The sequence below is a fragment of the Carnimonas bestiolae genome (genome assembly GCF_051251145.1).
In the GTDB taxonomy this organism is placed as follows: domain Bacteria; phylum Pseudomonadota; class Gammaproteobacteria; order Pseudomonadales; family Halomonadaceae; genus Carnimonas; species Carnimonas bestiolae.
Window position 1 is genome coordinate 60,362 of the sequence record NZ_JBPCZK010000009.1, and the last position, 15,763, is coordinate 76,124.

Consider the following 15,763-nt stretch of genomic DNA (forward strand, 5'->3'; position numbering starts at 1 on the left):
GGGTAAGTAGCTTATGCAGCGCAGAGTATAGCCCTTTGCCAAGGGGTTAGGGTGCATCCAGTGCGTAAGGATCAGGAATATCGAGCTGGGCCAGCAGTTGGCGCTCGAGTGCTTCCATTTCCTCTGCTTCGTCATCTTCAATATGGTCATAGCCCATCAAATGCAAGGTGCCATGGATGACCATGTGCGCAAAGTGATTGATCAGCGGCTTGTGCTGCTCAAGGGCCTCGCGTTCGACCACGTGGGGGCTGATGATCAGATCGCCCAGTAAGGGTAGCGGCACGCCGGGAGGTGCTTCGAACGGGAAGGAGAGCACGTTGGTAGATGAGTCCTTGCCGCGATAGGTGTGATTCAGCGTGCGGCTTTCGTCCTCTTCGACAAAGCGCACCGTCATTTCGGTGCGTTGATCGTTAGGATGGGCCGCCAGCACGACGCTGAACCATTGTTCGAGCTGGCTTGGTTTGGGCAGCGGTGAAAATTCCACCGCTACCTGCATATCGATTTCGCCAGTAATAGGGGGGTGACTCACGATTCGGCTTCACTCTCACTTTCAAAACGGTCGTAGGCATCGATGATGCGCTGTACCAGCGGGTGGCGCACCACGTCCTTCGACAGAAAGCGGGTGATGCTGATGCCCGGCACATTGTCGAGCACGCCCAGCACGTGAGTGAGCCCCGATTTTGACCCGCGCGGCAAGTCAATCTGGGTGATATCGCCGGTAATCACCGCGGTCGAGCCGAAGCCAATGCGGGTCAGGAACATTTTCATTTGTTCGCGGGTGGTGTTCTGGCTTTCATCAAGAATGATGAAGGCATTATTGAGGGTACGGCCACGCATGTAGGCCAGCGGCGCGATTTCAATTACCTGACGCTCAATCAGTTTGTTGACCTGCTCGAAGCCGATGGTCTCGTAGAGAGCATCGTAAAGAGGGCGCAGGTAGGGATCGATTTTTTGAGCCAGATCGCCCGGCAAAAAGCCCAGTTTCTCACCTGCCTCGACTGCTGGCCGCACCAGCAGAATACGCTGAACCTGCTGCTGGTTGAGTGCTTCGACCGCTGCCGCAACGGCAAGGTAGGTTTTGCCGGTGCCGGCCGGGCCAACGCCGAAGTTGATGTCATGCTGACGCACTGCTCGCACGTAGTCCTGCTGGTTCAAGCCGCGTGGTTTGATCATCAGCTTGGGGGTGCGAATGATGACATCGCCGCGCTGGTGCTCGTCGACGCCTTCTGCGCTTTCCATGCCTGATTCACGAATGAATAGATGCACGGTATCGGGCGTCAGATCGCCCCCTTCGGTCTCATGGTAAAGCTGCTCGAGAATGTTGGCAGCAGACTTCACCTGCTTGTTGGGGCCCGCCAGTTGGAAGGTGTTGCCGCGATTACGGATGGTCACCGCAAGGCCTTCCTCGACCAGTTTCAGGTTTTCGTCCTGCTGACCACTTAGCGTGGCAAGACGCATGGGATCGTTGGGTTCCAGAGCTAGCTGCAGAACACGATGGTTAGTGGCGGTATCCTGACTCAACGGTTAGTGTCTCCAAATCGAGGAAAACGGAGTATTCAGCGTGCTGCGTAGGTTCATGACGAACGCAGAAGGTTGGTACAAGATGAGTGTACACGTGCACTTGGTATGCTGCACAACCGCATTGCTACCAAGCAACGCGCACACCCCTGTAGATCTTTTGCCACAAGCTTGCCGAGGGGCTTTTAATAGCGCTCCGCCGACAGCAATTCGCCGCGCAATGAGTTGGCATAGGCCTCGGTAATTTCAACGTCAACAAAATAGCCGATCAGCTCGATGGGGTTGGCGGCTTTGAAGTTAACCACGCGGTTGTTTTCGGTACGGCCTGACAGCTCGCCGGGATCCTTGGGCGAAAAACCGGTGACGAGAATGCGCTCGGTATTGCCTACCATGCGGCGCGAAATCTGCTGCGACTGCAGGTTGATGGTTTTCTGCAGTCGCGCCAGGCGTGCTTTCTTGATCTCTTCTGAGGTGTCATCAGGCAGTGCCGAGGCGGGAGTGCCGGGACGTTTCGAATAAATGAAGCTGAACGACTGGTCGAAGCCAATGCGCTCGACCAAATCCATGGTCTGCTCGAAGTCGTCGTCGGTTTCGCCGGGGAAGCCAATAATGAAATCGGATGAGAAGCTGATATCGGGACGCAGCGCGCGAATGCGCTCGAGCTTATCGATGTACATGTCGCGTTCGTGGCCGCGTTTCATCGCCTTGAGGATGCGATTGGAGCCCGACTGCACCGGCAGGTGCAGGTGGCTGACCAACTCGGGCACTTCAGCGTAGGCCTGAATCAGACTTTCGCTGAATTCGACCGGATGCGAGGTGGTGAAGCGAATGCGATCAATGCCGTCGATGCCCGCTACCGTTGCAATCAGCTCGGCCAAATCTACCTCTTCGCCAAACTCATCAAGGCCGCGGTAGGCGTTAACGTTTTGTCCCAGTAGATTGATTTCGCGCACGCCCTGGCCGGCCAGATGGATGCACTCGTCGATGACGCTTTCGAACGGGCGCGAAATTTCTTCGCCGCGCGTGTAGGGCACTACACAGAACGAGCAATACTTCGAACAGCCTTCCATCACTGAAACGAACGCGCTGGCACCTTCGCTCTTCGGCGCCGGCAGGCGATCAAACTTTTCGATTTCAGGGAAGGTCACATCGACCACCTGAATACCGCCGCTGCCTGCGATGGGAGTGCTGCGGCTGTTGATCATGTCCGGCACGCGATGCAGGGTTTGCGGGCCGAATACCAGGTCGACGTGAGGTGCACGCTTTTGGATAGCGCTACCTTCCTGACTGGCCACACATCCCCCCACACCGATCACCAGATCGGGGTTCTTTTCCTTGAGCTTTTTCCAACGTCCAAGCTGGTGGAATACCTTCTCCTGCGCTTTTTCACGGATAGAGCAGGTATTCAGCAGAATGACATCCGCCTCGCTTTCGTCGTGCGTCAGTTCGAGCTTGTGTGATTCGCCAAGCAGGTCCGCCATGCGTGCCGAGTCGTACTCGTTCATCTGGCAGCCGTGGGTTTTGATGAAGAGTTTTTTTGCCATGCCGTTCGCCAATAAATGCCAAGCCAGAGCTATTCACGCCGGATAGGTGGGTGAATAGACGGTGAAAAAGTGGCCGCAAGTCGCAGCCCGGGAATGATGCGCCAGGCAGAGGCCATCACGTTGCGATGTGTCGCTAACTGACAGCGCCTGCTCTCGAATAGATGCCAACGTTGCTGTTGTTGGTGGGCGCCTCGCCACGAGCGGCAAAACTGCCTGCGGTTGCGCTGCTACTACGCCAGGGGGCGATATTATACGGTCATTATGCCTGTGCGACCAAACCCCGTGCCATGTTACGCTGTGCGCCGCTTGGCAGACACTTACAGAGTGTCGCCTGGAGCCAGCTGAACGCAGTCAGCGCTGCGTTAGCCGAACGCATGGTTAGCCTGTTGCAGAGGTATCATCGACAGCGCCAATCAGGCAATCGAGATAGGCTCGCTTGGGCGATCCGCAGCTGCGGTGCCTTCGACGTTAACCATGATGGAAAAAGCATGTCAGTAAAACCTGTTTACCGCGTTATCGTTCATCAGCAGGGTGAAGTATGGGAGCTCTACGCTCGCGAGATTTACCAAAGCGATCTGTGGGGCTTTCTGGAAGTAGAAGAATTTGTCTTCAGCGACACCGCTAAACTCGTTATCGATACGTCCACCGATAAACTTCGGCGCACCTTCGAAGACGTTAAGCGTAGCTATCTTCCCGTTAATATGATCGTGCGCATTGACGAAGTTGAGCGCGAAGGTGAAGCAAAAACCTTCAAAAGCGACGGCAAGATTGCCAGTTTTCCGCAGCCGGCCCAATGGCCGCGCAAGCCGTCGGACGATTGATTCAGAGCGGCGCGCAGCGGACCGCTTCCGTCGACTGTCTGGCCGTTCAAGCGCCACCATCAGCGTTAGCGCCGAATGGGAAGCGAGCATTATTCTGCCCTTGTTGTTCAGGCGCATAGGAAGCAACCGCTCGTACCCCCTTTGCTGCTACGTGAGCGCTGCGCTTGCGCCCGAATAACCGTTTTTTTTGAGACATATAGCGTGCCGCGCGCCTTGATCGCAACATCGGACACCTCAAGCCGCGCAGCCCGTCGAGGCTTGTTATAATAGATAGCGTTAATGTCGCAAGGATCGATACGCGGTACGATCAATATAGCGCGATCATCTTTTGCAAGCGCTAATCCGCAGATGAGGCATTGCCAGCCTTTATTGGTGGCTTTTTTTGCTGGGGTGTGTCGTGTGAGTGGTGCACCCTGTTTACGTTGTCACGCTAGTGCAAGTAGTCTTGTTTTTACGTGTATAAGTGACTGTTTAAAAAATCAAATTCCATATTAAGTTAGCATAATGTTCATGTCTGATATGTCGTCTTTTCAACGCACTAAGTCCGCCTTCTCCCGCTACGCAGCCGCCGCGCTTCTCACCGCCGCTGCGGCCGGTGTTGCCGGCGAAGCCTGCGCGGCCTCGTCTGACCGTTGGGTCACCGATAATCTGTCGACGTTTGTTCGCAGCGGGCCTACCGACGGCTATCGCATCGTTGGCAAGGTAAATGCGGGGCAACCGGTTACCGTACTGTCGAGCCAAAACGACTACACCCAAATTCGTACCGATAGCGGCGATAGCGTGTGGATTCCCAGCGACCAACTGCAAGAGAATGAAGGTGCCAGCGCCCGCGCGCCCAAGCTGGAGCAGCAGGTGGCGGAACTGACCAAGCGACTCGATGGTATCGACGATGAGTGGAAGAACAAGGTAGCGTCGATGCAGCAGAACATCGACGGTCAGAAGCAGTACATCGAGGAGTTGGAGGGCACCCGTAGTCGCCTTAACCAGCAGCTTGAAAGTGCGCAAGCCGATGCACGCGACGCCAAAGCTCAGGTGGGGAACGAGCGCCAGCAAGTACTAATGCGCTACTTCGCCTACGGCGGCAGCGTGGGTGGAATCGGCCTGCTGTTGGGGCTCGTATTGCCGAACATGATACCCAAGCGTAAGAAGCGCAAGGGCAACTGGTTCTAACTCCGCCTGGCCTGGTGTGCATGTTGTCTACGCTCGGCGCACCTAACGCTTGAGCGCTTGCCATGCGTATCGGCTAATCGAAGCGCTTGCCACTCGGTGAGCGCTTTTTTTACGCCCGTTGGTAGCCATAGCTTAATTGGTGCTGAGATGCGCCGGAGTGACACCCTGCTGGCAGCAGCAGGTGTTGACGCCGGTTAGGCCACTTTTTATCTCGTGCAAACGCCTTGCTCAACGAGATAGCGAGACGGGAGACTAGGCGCTGGCGCAGGGAAATGTGCGCTATTAGTTTCCCAAGCGTGCGGGGGAGACGATGCCGGTTGCGCATAGCGTAACTCAATCCCGCATTGGGCAGGCTGTCAGGCTGGCGTTACGCTCTGTGTCGACTCTTTCATCACCGTTCAGTGAGACGGTGATTCCCTCCTAACTAGAAAGTGGATGCCATGGTAGACGTTAACGATCAATCCTTGCAGGAAATGACCCGGCCCGGTGCTGATGTGCTCGACGATAGCGAACAACCGGCTGCAACGCCCGAGGCTTTCCGCCGCGAGCACGATTTGTTGGGTGAACTGGATGTGCCCGATGGCGTCTATTACGGCATTCAAACGCTGCGCGCGATGCGTAACTTCAAGCTATCAGGCGTAACGCTGTCGCATCATCCGCGCCTTATCGTGGCGTTGGGCATGGTTAAGCTGGCGGCTGCTGAAGCTAACCATCAGTTGGGCGATCTGGATGATCGCCGCTATGAGGCCATCCGCTACGCGTGCGAGCAATTGATCGAAGGGCGCTATCACGACCAGTTTGTGGTGGACATGATTCAAGGGGGCGCAGGTACCTCCACCAATATGAACGCCAACGAGGTCATCGCCAATATTGGCCTTGAATACTTGGGGCACGCCAAGGGTGAGTACACGCACCTGCATCCCAATAATCACGTTAACATGGCGCAGTCCACCAACGATGCCTATCCCAGCGCCATCCGTCTGGGGCTGCTGCTGGGTCAGCAGGGGCTGTGGAAAAGCCTTGAGCAGTTGAGCGATTCATTTGCCGCCAAAGGGGAAGAATTTGCCGGTGTGGTGAAAATGGGCCGCACTCAGCTGCAGGACGCGGTGCCGATGACGCTCGGGCAGGAGTTCCATGCCTTCGCTACCACGCTGCGTGAAGATCTTGAGCGCATGAAACGCCAGGCGCCCGAGCTGTTCGTCGAAGTCAATCTGGGCGGTACCGCCATTGGCACCGGTATTAATGCGTCTGATGGCTATCAGAAGCTTGCTGTCGAGGCGCTGGCGCGTATCAGCAAACAGCCGGTGGTTCCCGCAGCCGATCTGATCGAAGCCACTTGGGACATGGGTGCGTTCGTGCTGTATTCGGGCTCATTGAAGCGCCTGGCCGTGAAGCTGTCGAAAATCTGTAACGACCTGCGGTTGCTCTCCAGCGGTCCGCGTACCGGTATCAATGAGATCAACCTGCCGCCGCGTCAGCCAGGCAGCTCGATTATGCCTGGCAAGGTGAATCCGGTTATTCCTGAAGCGGTCAACCAGGTAGCCTTCGAGGTGATCGGTAACGATACGGCGATTACCATGGCCGCCGAGGCAGGGCAGTTGCAGCTCAACGTGATGGAGCCATTGATCGCGTACAAAATGTTCGATTCGGTACGCTCGCTGGGACGTGCCATGGACATGCTGCGCAGTAGCTGCATCGACGGCATCACCGCAAATGCTGATCACTGCCATCACCTGGTCGAAAATTCGATTGGGTTGGTGACGGCGCTCAATCCCTATATTGGCTATGAAAACGCGACCCGGCTTGCGAAGCGAGCGCTGCACGAAAATCGCAGCGTGCTCGATCTGGTGAAAGAAGAGCAACTGCTTGATGATGCCCAATTGAGCCGGATCATGAGCCCCGAGAACATGGTCAATCCTCACGCCAAAGGCTGAGCCGTCGCAGGTTATTCGGCGATACGCCTTCTAGCGCAGGTGACAAACTGATCACCAGTGCGACGCGCGCCCATTCGATGCTTTCGGATGGGCGTTTTTGATGAGCTGTCGGCGAGTATGGATATTGCCGGATAGCGGCCAATGCGCTGCCGAAACGCACGCGACAAGCAGCTCTCGAAAGCACCTATCGAAAGCCTGCCGTGCGCATCGACCACCGCATTCGGTACCGCGTGTGCGTTATACTAAGCGCGCCTTCGCAGCATCAGCCAAGCGCTTCGCCCAGCTATTCATGGTGCTATCGACGCGCTGCTGAAACGGCCAGCCTGCGGGGCTGCGCTACCTCAGCGGCATAGGGCAATAATAGATTCACGATAATAGCAATTAGCACGTATAGGCAGTTGATATGATTCACATTCTCTACACGGGCGGCACCATTGGCATGCAGCCCAGTGCCGATGGGTTGGCGCCCGCTTCGGGATTCGAGGCGTTAGCACGTGCGGCGCAGGCCCAGCGCAGTGACGCGCCGCAGATGCCCGAGTGGCAGCTGAAAGAGTTGGCACCGTTAATCGATAGCGCCAACATGACTCAGCCGCAGTGGCAGCGGTTGGCACAAGAGTGCTGGGAAGCTCGACGGCAGGGCGCATCAGGGGTAGTGATTCTGCACGGCACCGATACCCTGGCCTTTACCTCCGGTGCGTTGGCCTTTCTGCTGGCAACGCTCGATATTCCGGTGATTATTACCGGTTCGATGCTGCCCGCCGGTGCGCCACAAAGTGATGCCTGGGAGAATTTCTTTGGCGCGCTGACTGCATTCGAGCAAATCTCGACGCCGGTCGTTGAAGTGTTCTTTCACGACATCTGTATGGCTGCATGGAACTGCCGCAAGGTGAGAAGCACAGGGCGTCACGCCTTCGTACCGGCGTGGGAGGATACGCACGCATCTGCGAACACGCAGTTAGCGAAATTAGGCAACCTCAGGATCAACGCCGATGCATCGCCACAGGTTGCCACATTAACGCTGTTTCCGGGCATTCAGGCCGCCTACGCCGAGCCACTATTGCAGGCAGTCGATGGTCTGGTGATCGAGTGCTACGGCAGTGGCACGGCGCCGAGTGAGAACAGCGCACTGATGGCGGCATTCGAGCGAGCGGCAGAGCGCGGGGTGCTGTTACTGGCAATTTCACAATGTGCACAGGGCAATGTGGTTTTCGATACCTATGCAGCAGGTTCTCGGCTCGCCAAGGCAGGCGTTATCGGGGCTGGCCGAATGACACGTGAAGCAGCCCTTGGCAAGCTCTACTGGTGCTGCAGCGCCGAGCTTGATGCCGAACAGCGCCGCTATTGGCTGCGACAAAACGTGCTAGGCGAGCACGGCAGCGTCTGATCCAGTAAACTAACCCAATCAGTGATGGCGATATTGCGCGCCAATACGTCGCCATCCCTATGGCAATTCAACTACCTAGCTTGGAGAGGCTCTGATGGCCGCAGCTACTTCCTATCGTATTGCTCCTTCCATTTTGTCAGCCGACTTCGCGCGGCTTGGAGATGAAGTCGAAGCGGTAATCAAAAGCGGGGCTGATCTTATCCATTTCGACGTAATGGATAACCACTATGTTCCCAACCTGACCATCGGTCCTTCAGTGTGCGCGGCGCTTAAAAAGCACATGGAGCGTACAGGCGTTGAGCTACCCATCGATGTGCATTTGATGGTTAGCCCGGTGGACGGCTTGATTGAAGCCTTCATCGAAGCTGGCGCTAGCCACATCAGCTTTCATCCGGAAGCCACCGAGCACATCGATCGCTCTCTGCAGCTTATCAAAGAGGGCGGCCTGACCGCCGGGCTGGTGTTCAACCCTGCCACGCCGCTGCACTATCTCGACTACGTGCTCGATAAAATCGACATGATCCTGATCATGAGTGTTAATCCGGGCTTCGGTGGTCAGGCGTTTATTCCTGAAATGCTCGAAAAACTGAAGCAGACCCGAGAACTCGTTAACCGCAGCGGTAAGGATATTCACATCGAAGTGGATGGCGGGGTGAAGCTCGACAACATTGCTGACATTGCTGCAGCGGGCGCCGACACCTTCGTGGCGGGCTCGGCCATTTTCAGCGCGCATTCCGACGCCGATGCGCACGGCTACGACAGCATTATCGGTGAGCTCAAGGCAAAACTGGCGAATGTCTGAGCGGGCGACAGCCACCGGCGAGTGGTGGCTGTACGTCATTGAAACGGCGGCTGGTAGGCTTTACACCGGTATCACCACCGATGTTGAGCGGCGTTTCAACGAGCACTGTGAAGGCAAGCGCGGTGCCCGTGCGCTGCGTGGAAAAGGGCCGCTAACGCTGCGTTTTTCGGTACCGGTAGGCGATCGCTCGATGGCCCTCAAGCGCGAGTATGCGTTCAAGCAGCTCGCGCGGGCTGACAAGCTAGCGGTGGTAGAAGGGCGGCAGTGGCTGGAAAAAGCGCTGGCGTTAGACGACTAAGTCTACTTTCAGCACAGTGGATGCTTGCTCGACGCGGGCACTAGCGCTGCTTTTCCAACGGCGGATTTTCGGATTGTTTATCCTTGCCGAACTTGAATACGCGGTGGATCAGCGGCTTGCCCGCCAGCATCAGAAAGACCGGTGCGCCAGCAATCAGATAGAAGTAGTAGGTAACTGCCCGCCAAATCAAGATGGCGGCAGCGGCCACGTGCTGCCCCACCAGCGGCGACAGCATCGCTAGCGAGCTGAGCTCGGCACCGCCCGCACCGCCAGGCAGCAGGGTTAACTGGCCGGCTGCCATTGATAGCATCTGTACCAGGAAGGTCCAGCCCCAGTCCAACGGCTTGCCCAAGCCCACCAGTGTGAAATAAAGCACGCTGTAGCGCACGATCCAGTGCAGCACCCCAAAGATAAACGCCGATAGCAGCAGGTGGCGGGGCATGCGCAAGGTTTCTCTCAACGCATCGCGAAATACCAGCAAACGCCGTAGCAGCCGACGACGGCGATCTTCGCGCATTCTCAGCCGCTGCAACAGCCATGCAATACCGCGAATCACCCTGGTTTGATAGCGCGCCAGCAGCACCAGCAGGGTAAGGCCGGTAGCCATCAGGATGACCGGCATGCCAAGCATCCAGCCGAACTCAACATTGATCGCGCGAATGGTGATGTAAATCAGCATCGCCGTCATGGAGGTGAAGAAGAACAGCAGGTCAATCATCTGATCGACGGCAAATACCGCGGTGGTTTGCGCAGGGCGCATGCCGCGCTGCTTCATTAGCGCGATCAGCGTAAGGGGGCCGCCAGCGCCGCCTGGCGTCGCACAGATGGCAAACTCGGTCGCCATCACCACGCCCATCGCTTCACGGTGAGTAAGATGGCCCGAGCGGCCCGCCAGCAATACCTTGAGCTTGGCTGCATTCAAGAACCAGCACACGAAGATCATGGCTACCATCAGCGCCAGCATGTCGAGCGGGAAGTTCACGAGCTCGTGCCAAAGCTGGCCGCCGCCGAGTATCAGCGGAATGCTGATAACCAGCACTAGTCCAGCGAGCAGCAGCCATAGTGTGCGATGCATGCAGATCCTATTCGCAGTAAAAAAACGATCAAATAACGGGCGAGGTCATGGGGTAACGCTGATGTTGCTTACAAACGTCATGCTGTAGAACGCTTACCGATGTTGCGATCAAACCAATCGCGCTTGGTTTCACTCACATAGCCCTTGTTAAGCAACTGCTCGACACAGCGATGCCAGTATTCGCGCGAAGAATCAAAACGCATATCGATAGGGTGCAGCCCCATCCGAATGGTAGGAAGCTGCCGGTACTGCCATTTTGATACGTCGTTAACAACTTTCGACATCGCCCGGCGCCACGCGGCGCGTGCGCTCCACACTAGCGTCGGGACTCGATGCGCGGTAAATGACGGCAGCTCGTAGAAGTGCCCCGGGTCGCTGGTGTAGCGAAACGGCAGCTCTTTCAGCGCCTTGCGAGTACCTTCGCCCATCAGCCAAGCGGGAGCCACAAAACCGTCAAGTGGCCAGCGACGCTGAGCGAAGAGTTCGATGCCACGCTCAAGCCGCTCGCGTGCCTGCTGCTCGTCAATCGGATAAAACTCACCTTCGTAGGTATAGAGCCTACGCATGTAATAGTCACGCACTGTTTTGGGCGCTGGCGCGTCGTCGCAATGATAGTAGCCATGCAGCACCAGTTCGTCGCCTTTAGCGAGGCGGCTTTCGAGCAGATCAAGAAACGCGGGATCTTCGAAGGTGGCACTTTGGTGATGAAAATCGGGCACTACCAGCCAACTCATGCGCACGTTGCCGAGCGCGTCCATGCGGTCCACGAAGGGACGATAATCCTGCCAGGTTTGCGGCGCGATATCGTGCAGCGCGACGATGAAGGACTGCTGTGAGGAAGTGCTCATGAGTTAAAGGCCTCTTGCAGCGGCGGCGCTTCGCTAATGCCCAGTGCGTCGCGGTATTGATGCATGACGCTATCAACCACCGCCGACCAGTCGTGATGGCGTTCCACCTCGAGGCGGGCCTGACGGCCCAGCTCCGCGGCATCGTGAGCAAATAAATCTGCTACCGCGGCGGCCATGTCGACAGCATCGTGCGGACGACTCAGCCTGCCAAAGCGCTCGGTCACGTTTTCCTGCAGTGCACCCGCTCGCGCTACGACTACCGGCAGTCCACTGGCCATTGCCTCTAATACAATCAGACCGAAGGTCTCGTTGGTGCCGGCATGCAGCAGCGCGTCGGCACTGGCGAAATAGCGTGCCAGTTCTTGCTGCGGTACGAAGTGATTGATTACCGATACATTGTCGGGCACTTGTGATGGCATATTGGAGCCGATCATCAGCAGATGATAGCCGCTGCCGAGATGACGCATGGTGTCGAGCAGTACTGGCAGATTTTTCTCGTGCGAACCGCGTCCGGCGAAAATCAGCAGGCGGGTGTCGGGCGCAAGCTCGAGCGCTTCGCGGATGCGCGGATCACGCTTGCTCGGGCAGTAGAGGCTGGAATCGACGCCAAGCGGCTGTACATGGACATTGCGCACCCCCATATCGGAAAGGGTGTCGGCCATCACCTGGCTAGGTGCTAGCACCCGTTCAAAGCGGTTATAGAGGTTGTTCACGTACCCCTGAAGCTTGCGGCGGGCAAAGTTGCCAAAACGGCTACCGATCATCTCGGGCAGGTCGGAATGGTAAAAACCAATCACCGGAATATCCAGCTTGCGTCCGGCCTCCAAACAGGCCCAGCCGGCAACGTAAGGGTCGGCTGCTTCGATGATGGACGGCTGCAGATTAACCAGACGTTCGATCCAGGGGCCGCGACGTAGCGGGAAGCGATAGCCATTGCTGAACGGCAGCGGTGCGGAAGGAACGCGGATGACGTCATCGGACGACGAGGAGGCGGTGCCCTCAGTAAGGGGCACTACCAAGGTATGCCGCACGCCTTCCAGCTGCTTGAGCCGTTGGCGCTTGGCATCCAGATAGGTACGCACGCCGCCGCTCGACGGGGCGTAAAACATGGTTACATCGGCAATATGCACGCTGCCGCTACCTCCTGCAGGCACGCGGAAATCGCGCGCCGGGTCCTGTTGCCTCGACGCCCGTCATAGGGCGGCGAGCGCGGTGTTCATATAACGGTGTCAATTTGACGACAGCCAATTATATAGAGACATATAGCTGTCGCCAGATTGACGTTCGGTGTGATACACGAAGGGCGCCTTTCCTAGAGGAAAAGCGCCCTTGCCACCTAACGCTATTCGGCGGCGTCAGGTCGCGCGATCAGTGACCGCGTGTCCTCACGTGCTTCTACCAATACTACCTTGACGGTATCGCCCAGGCGGTAGCGCTGTTCGCCCTGAATAGCGATAGTGCCTTCTTTGTCATCGATGGCCAGCCCACTGCGATCAGCGTGCAGGAAGGAGGCGGGGATGAACGCTGAAGCGCCATTATCGACCAGGCGTACGCGCATGCCGCCGCGGCGAATATCCACCACCTCGCCGGTGAAGGAGGTGGCAGCCTCGACCGCGGGCGTTAGGTAGCGTACGTAGAGCCAATCCTTCACATCGCGCTCTGCCATGCGATTGAGACGCCGACGATCCGACAGGTGCGCAGTGAGCGCATCGGTATCGGTCAATGGGTGCTGGCGATCGAGCAGCAGCGCCTTGATCAGCCGGTGGTTGATCATGTCGCCGTACTTACGGATCGGCGACGTCCAGGTGGCGTAAGCCGCCAGGCCCATGCCGAAATGGGGCCCGGGGGTCATTTCCATGACCGTATAGCCCTGTAAGCGGCGTATCCGCGCCTCGAACCAGGGATCTTCTTCGCGCTGATCTAGACGCTGACGCAGTTCGCGCCAACCATCGATCTCGGTGAGCTGCTCGCGGCTAACGTCGATGTCGTGCTGAGCAAAGAACGCCAATGCCTGATCGAGCTTCTCTTGCGCTACGCCGCGATGGATATTGAAGACGCCAAGACCCACTTTTTCGGACAGCAGTCGGGCACAGGCAACGTTGGCGATGATCATCGACTCTTCGATCATGCGGTTAGCGATGCGACGTGGCTCCACCTTGACGTTAAGCAGGTTGCCGGCTTCGTCGAGTTCGAACGCGTAGTCGGGGAAGTCCTTGAAGACGATCGCATTCTCAACTCGCCACTGATGGCGGGCGCGCGTGAAGTCGGCTAGTAGCGCTAGCTGCTGTTCGCCGTTTTCGAAGCTGGGCGTCCAGTCTCCTTGGCCTTCGACCCAATCTGAAACGTCGTCGTAGGCAAGTTGTGCGTGCGAGCGCACGGTGGCGGCATAGAAGTCGTAATCGAGCAGTTCACCGGTAGCGCTAATGTTGATGGTACAGGCGAGCGCTGCGCGATCTTCGCCTTCACGCAACGAACACAGGTCGTCGGCCAACTGTTCAGGCAGCATGGTCACGTTCTGACCGGGCAGGTAGACCGTGAAAGCGCGCTGTCTGGCTTCGTTATCGACAACGTCGCCTTGTTCGACGTAAGCGGTAGGATCGGCAATCGCTACCCGCAGGCGCCAGCCGCCTTCTTTGCGCGCTTCGATATGCAGCGCATCATCCATGTCGCGAGTGGTGCGACTATCGATGGTGAAAAACGGGAGTGCGGTAAGGTCGTGGCGTTCAAGCCCTTCGTCGCGCAGTGCAACGGGCGCATCCTCAACCGGTGAAGCGTATTCGAGGTGATGGCGTGCCAGCGTGACTCGCCACGGCACGCGCGGGTCGCCTGTCTGACTGATAAGCTCCTCAACCTGCACCAGGAAAGAACGGTCGTCAGGGCGCAAGGGGTGGCGTACCAGCGTGGCAACTACCCAGTCGCCATCCTTGAGATCGCTATCATTGATGCCGCGCTTGGCACGCGCGTTTAGCGTCAGGTTGATCGAGGGATGGTCAGGCGCAACACCCAGACGCCCATCGCGTCGTTTTATGCGGCCAATAAAACGCTCAAGCGATGGCTCGACCAGCGTTTCGGGTTCGACGCTCTGCTTCTCCCCTTGGGTGTGCAACGTCGCTTCGACCTTGTCACCGTGCACCACGCGTTTCATGGCGGGAGGCGGAATGAAGTAGGACTGGCCATCGTCGGTTTCGAGAAAGCCGAAGCTTTTGTCGGTGCCTTTGATGGAGCCGGTCACGCGGGGTGTTTCTTCGTGCAGCTGCTGTTTGAGCTGAGCGAGAAGGGGATTATCAGAGAACATTGAATTCTGTCAGTTGGCGAGTCGAGCCACACATCATAAGGACTCATTCCCGGTGGATAAAGAGTGAAGCAAGGAAAATGCGGCGGGTCGGCGCTAATCTGCTTGCCGTACGCGGGGTTGAAACAACCGGGATAGACCAAGGTATTACGTCGGCGGTCCTTCACCGAAGGCGCGTGCAACGACGCTGGAAGCATAATCGGGCATAATGTTGTTGGCGATTTATCTGTTTTTAAAGCTCAGCGAGGCTATATGGCTATTCAGCAACTGGTTGTCAGCGATCTTGATAACACTCTTCTCAACCGTAGCCATCAGCTTGATCCATTGACCATTACGACCTTTCAACAGCTCGAACAGTTGGGTGTTACGTTGGCCATTGCGTCAGGCCGCCATTTTCTCGATATTCAGCGGGTGCGGGCGCAGCTAGGCGTTAGCGCTAGCATCATCAGCTCCAACGGTGCCTGCTTGCACGATCCCGACGATCGTCTGGTGTTCGAGCATGTGCTTGATCCTTCCCTGGTAGCGCAATTAACCGGCATCGAGCGCCCCGATAGCGTGAGACTCAATCTATACACGCCGGATCAATGGCTGATAGACCGCGGCGATGCGCGCATCGAGGCCTTCCATCACAGCACCGGTTTCAAGTACCAGATAGATCCTTCCATTGCCGGTCACGCGCGCAGCGACGTGTGCAAGGTGCTGTATCTTGGACCGGCTGAGCAATTGGCAGAAATAGAAGCATTGATTCGTGCGCGCATGGGCAAACAGGTCCACCTGACCTATGCGTTGCCTAATTCGCTTGAAGTGATGGCGCTCAACGTCAATAAAGGCAGAGCACTGGAGCAGTTGCTGGAGCGCCTCGGCATGACGTCGGCACAATGCACGGCGTTTGGCGATAACCTTAACGATATCGAAATGCTCGAGGTGGCCGAAGGCGGCTGCATCATGGAAAACGCCAACCCGCTGCTGTTCGAAGCGCTGCCCGGTAGAGAAGTGATCGGCCATCACGATCAGGCCGGTGTGGCGAAGAAGCTGAGAGCACTGTTCGAGCTTGATTGAGCGCCGAAGAGAGCGTAG

The 15,763-nt window shown here is 57.2% G+C and carries 14 protein-coding genes; 7 read left to right on the plus strand and 7 right to left on the minus strand.

All coding sequences use genetic code 11. The annotated features are described in order from the left end of the window. Positions 1-46 precede the first annotated feature (46 nt). From ybeY to miaB, 3 genes are all read right to left on the minus strand, one after another. Positions 47-496: an rRNA maturation RNase YbeY gene (gene ybeY / locus R84865_RS11040; protein ID WP_435632471.1), complete on the minus strand. Its 450-nt coding sequence runs from the start codon at positions 494-496 to the stop codon at positions 47-49. Positions 497-525: 29 nt separating this feature from the next. Further along, positions 526-1,521, minus strand: coding sequence for a PhoH family protein (locus R84865_RS11045; RefSeq protein ID WP_435632367.1), 996 nt, complete (start codon positions 1,519-1,521; stop codon positions 526-528). A gap of 182 nt (positions 1,522-1,703) precedes the next feature. Beyond that, a complete protein-coding gene (miaB, locus tag R84865_RS11050) occupies positions 1,704-3,062 on the minus strand; it encodes a tRNA (N6-isopentenyl adenosine(37)-C2)-methylthiotransferase MiaB (protein ID WP_435639695.1) in 1,359 nt (452 codons plus the stop codon). Positions 3,063-3,550: 488 nt separating this feature from the next. On the opposite strand from miaB, the gene R84865_RS11055 reads away from it, so the two are divergent. The 6 genes from R84865_RS11055 to R84865_RS11080 all read left to right on the plus strand — a co-directional run bounded on the left by R84865_RS11055 (position 3,551) and on the right by R84865_RS11080 (position 9,471). Next, the gene (locus tag R84865_RS11055; protein ID WP_435632369.1) at positions 3,551-3,883 is read left to right on the plus strand and encodes a DUF1820 family protein; all 333 of its coding nucleotides are present in this window, start codon (positions 3,551-3,553) and stop codon (positions 3,881-3,883) included. A 519-nt stretch (positions 3,884-4,402) separates the two neighbouring features. Continuing rightward, positions 4,403-5,053 (plus strand): TIGR04211 family SH3 domain-containing protein, encoded by a 651-nt coding sequence (locus R84865_RS11060; protein WP_435632370.1) that lies wholly within the window; start codon positions 4,403-4,405, stop codon positions 5,051-5,053. Positions 5,054-5,493: 440 nt separating this feature from the next. Further along, entirely contained in the window at positions 5,494-6,987 is a 1,494-nt protein-coding gene (locus R84865_RS11065) for an aspartate ammonia-lyase (protein ID WP_435632371.1), read from the plus strand. Positions 6,988-7,390: 403 nt separating this feature from the next. Next, positions 7,391-8,371, plus strand: coding sequence for an asparaginase (locus R84865_RS11070; protein ID WP_435639696.1), 981 nt, complete (start codon positions 7,391-7,393; stop codon positions 8,369-8,371). Positions 8,372-8,465: 94 nt separating this feature from the next. Beyond that, complete coding sequence (gene rpe, locus R84865_RS11075) at positions 8,466-9,173, plus strand: ribulose-phosphate 3-epimerase (RefSeq protein ID WP_435632373.1); 708 nt, start codon at positions 8,466-8,468, stop codon at positions 9,171-9,173. Beyond that, positions 9,166-9,471 carry a GIY-YIG nuclease family protein gene (locus R84865_RS11080; RefSeq protein ID WP_435632374.1) on the plus strand — a complete coding sequence of 102 codons (306 nt, stop codon included), beginning with the start codon at positions 9,166-9,168 and terminating at the stop codon, positions 9,469-9,471. The genes rpe and R84865_RS11080 overlap by 8 nt, the downstream gene beginning before the upstream one ends. A gap of 40 nt (positions 9,472-9,511) precedes the next feature. On the opposite strand, the gene gpgF is transcribed toward R84865_RS11080, so the two are convergent. The 4 genes from gpgF to R84865_RS11100 all read right to left on the minus strand — a co-directional run bounded on the left by gpgF (position 9,512) and on the right by R84865_RS11100 (position 14,689). Then, on the minus strand, positions 9,512-10,546 hold the full coding sequence (gene gpgF, locus R84865_RS11085) for a glucosaminyl phosphatidylglycerol flippase (RefSeq protein WP_435639697.1): 1,035 nt from the start codon (positions 10,544-10,546) through the stop codon (positions 9,512-9,514). Positions 10,547-10,623: 77 nt separating this feature from the next. Continuing rightward, entirely contained in the window at positions 10,624-11,394 is a 771-nt protein-coding gene (gene gpgD / locus R84865_RS11090; protein ID WP_435639698.1) for an N-acetylglucosaminyl phosphatidylglycerol deacetylase, read from the minus strand. Beyond that, entirely contained in the window at positions 11,391-12,524 is a 1,134-nt protein-coding gene (gpgS, locus tag R84865_RS11095; RefSeq protein ID WP_435632377.1) for an N-acetylglucosaminyl phosphatidylglycerol synthase, read from the minus strand. Before gpgS ends, gpgD begins: the two co-directional genes overlap by 4 nt. A 212-nt stretch (positions 12,525-12,736) precedes the next feature. Continuing rightward, positions 12,737-14,689: an exoribonuclease II gene (locus R84865_RS11100; RefSeq protein WP_435637695.1), complete on the minus strand. Its 1,953-nt coding sequence runs from the start codon at positions 14,687-14,689 to the stop codon at positions 12,737-12,739. A gap of 249 nt (positions 14,690-14,938) precedes the next feature. Here R84865_RS11100 and R84865_RS11105 point away from each other — a divergent pair, with 249 nt between their 5' ends. Continuing rightward, positions 14,939-15,745 (plus strand): Cof-type HAD-IIB family hydrolase, encoded by an 807-nt coding sequence (locus tag R84865_RS11105; RefSeq protein WP_435639699.1) that lies wholly within the window; start codon positions 14,939-14,941, stop codon positions 15,743-15,745. Positions 15,746-15,763 lie beyond the last annotated feature (18 nt).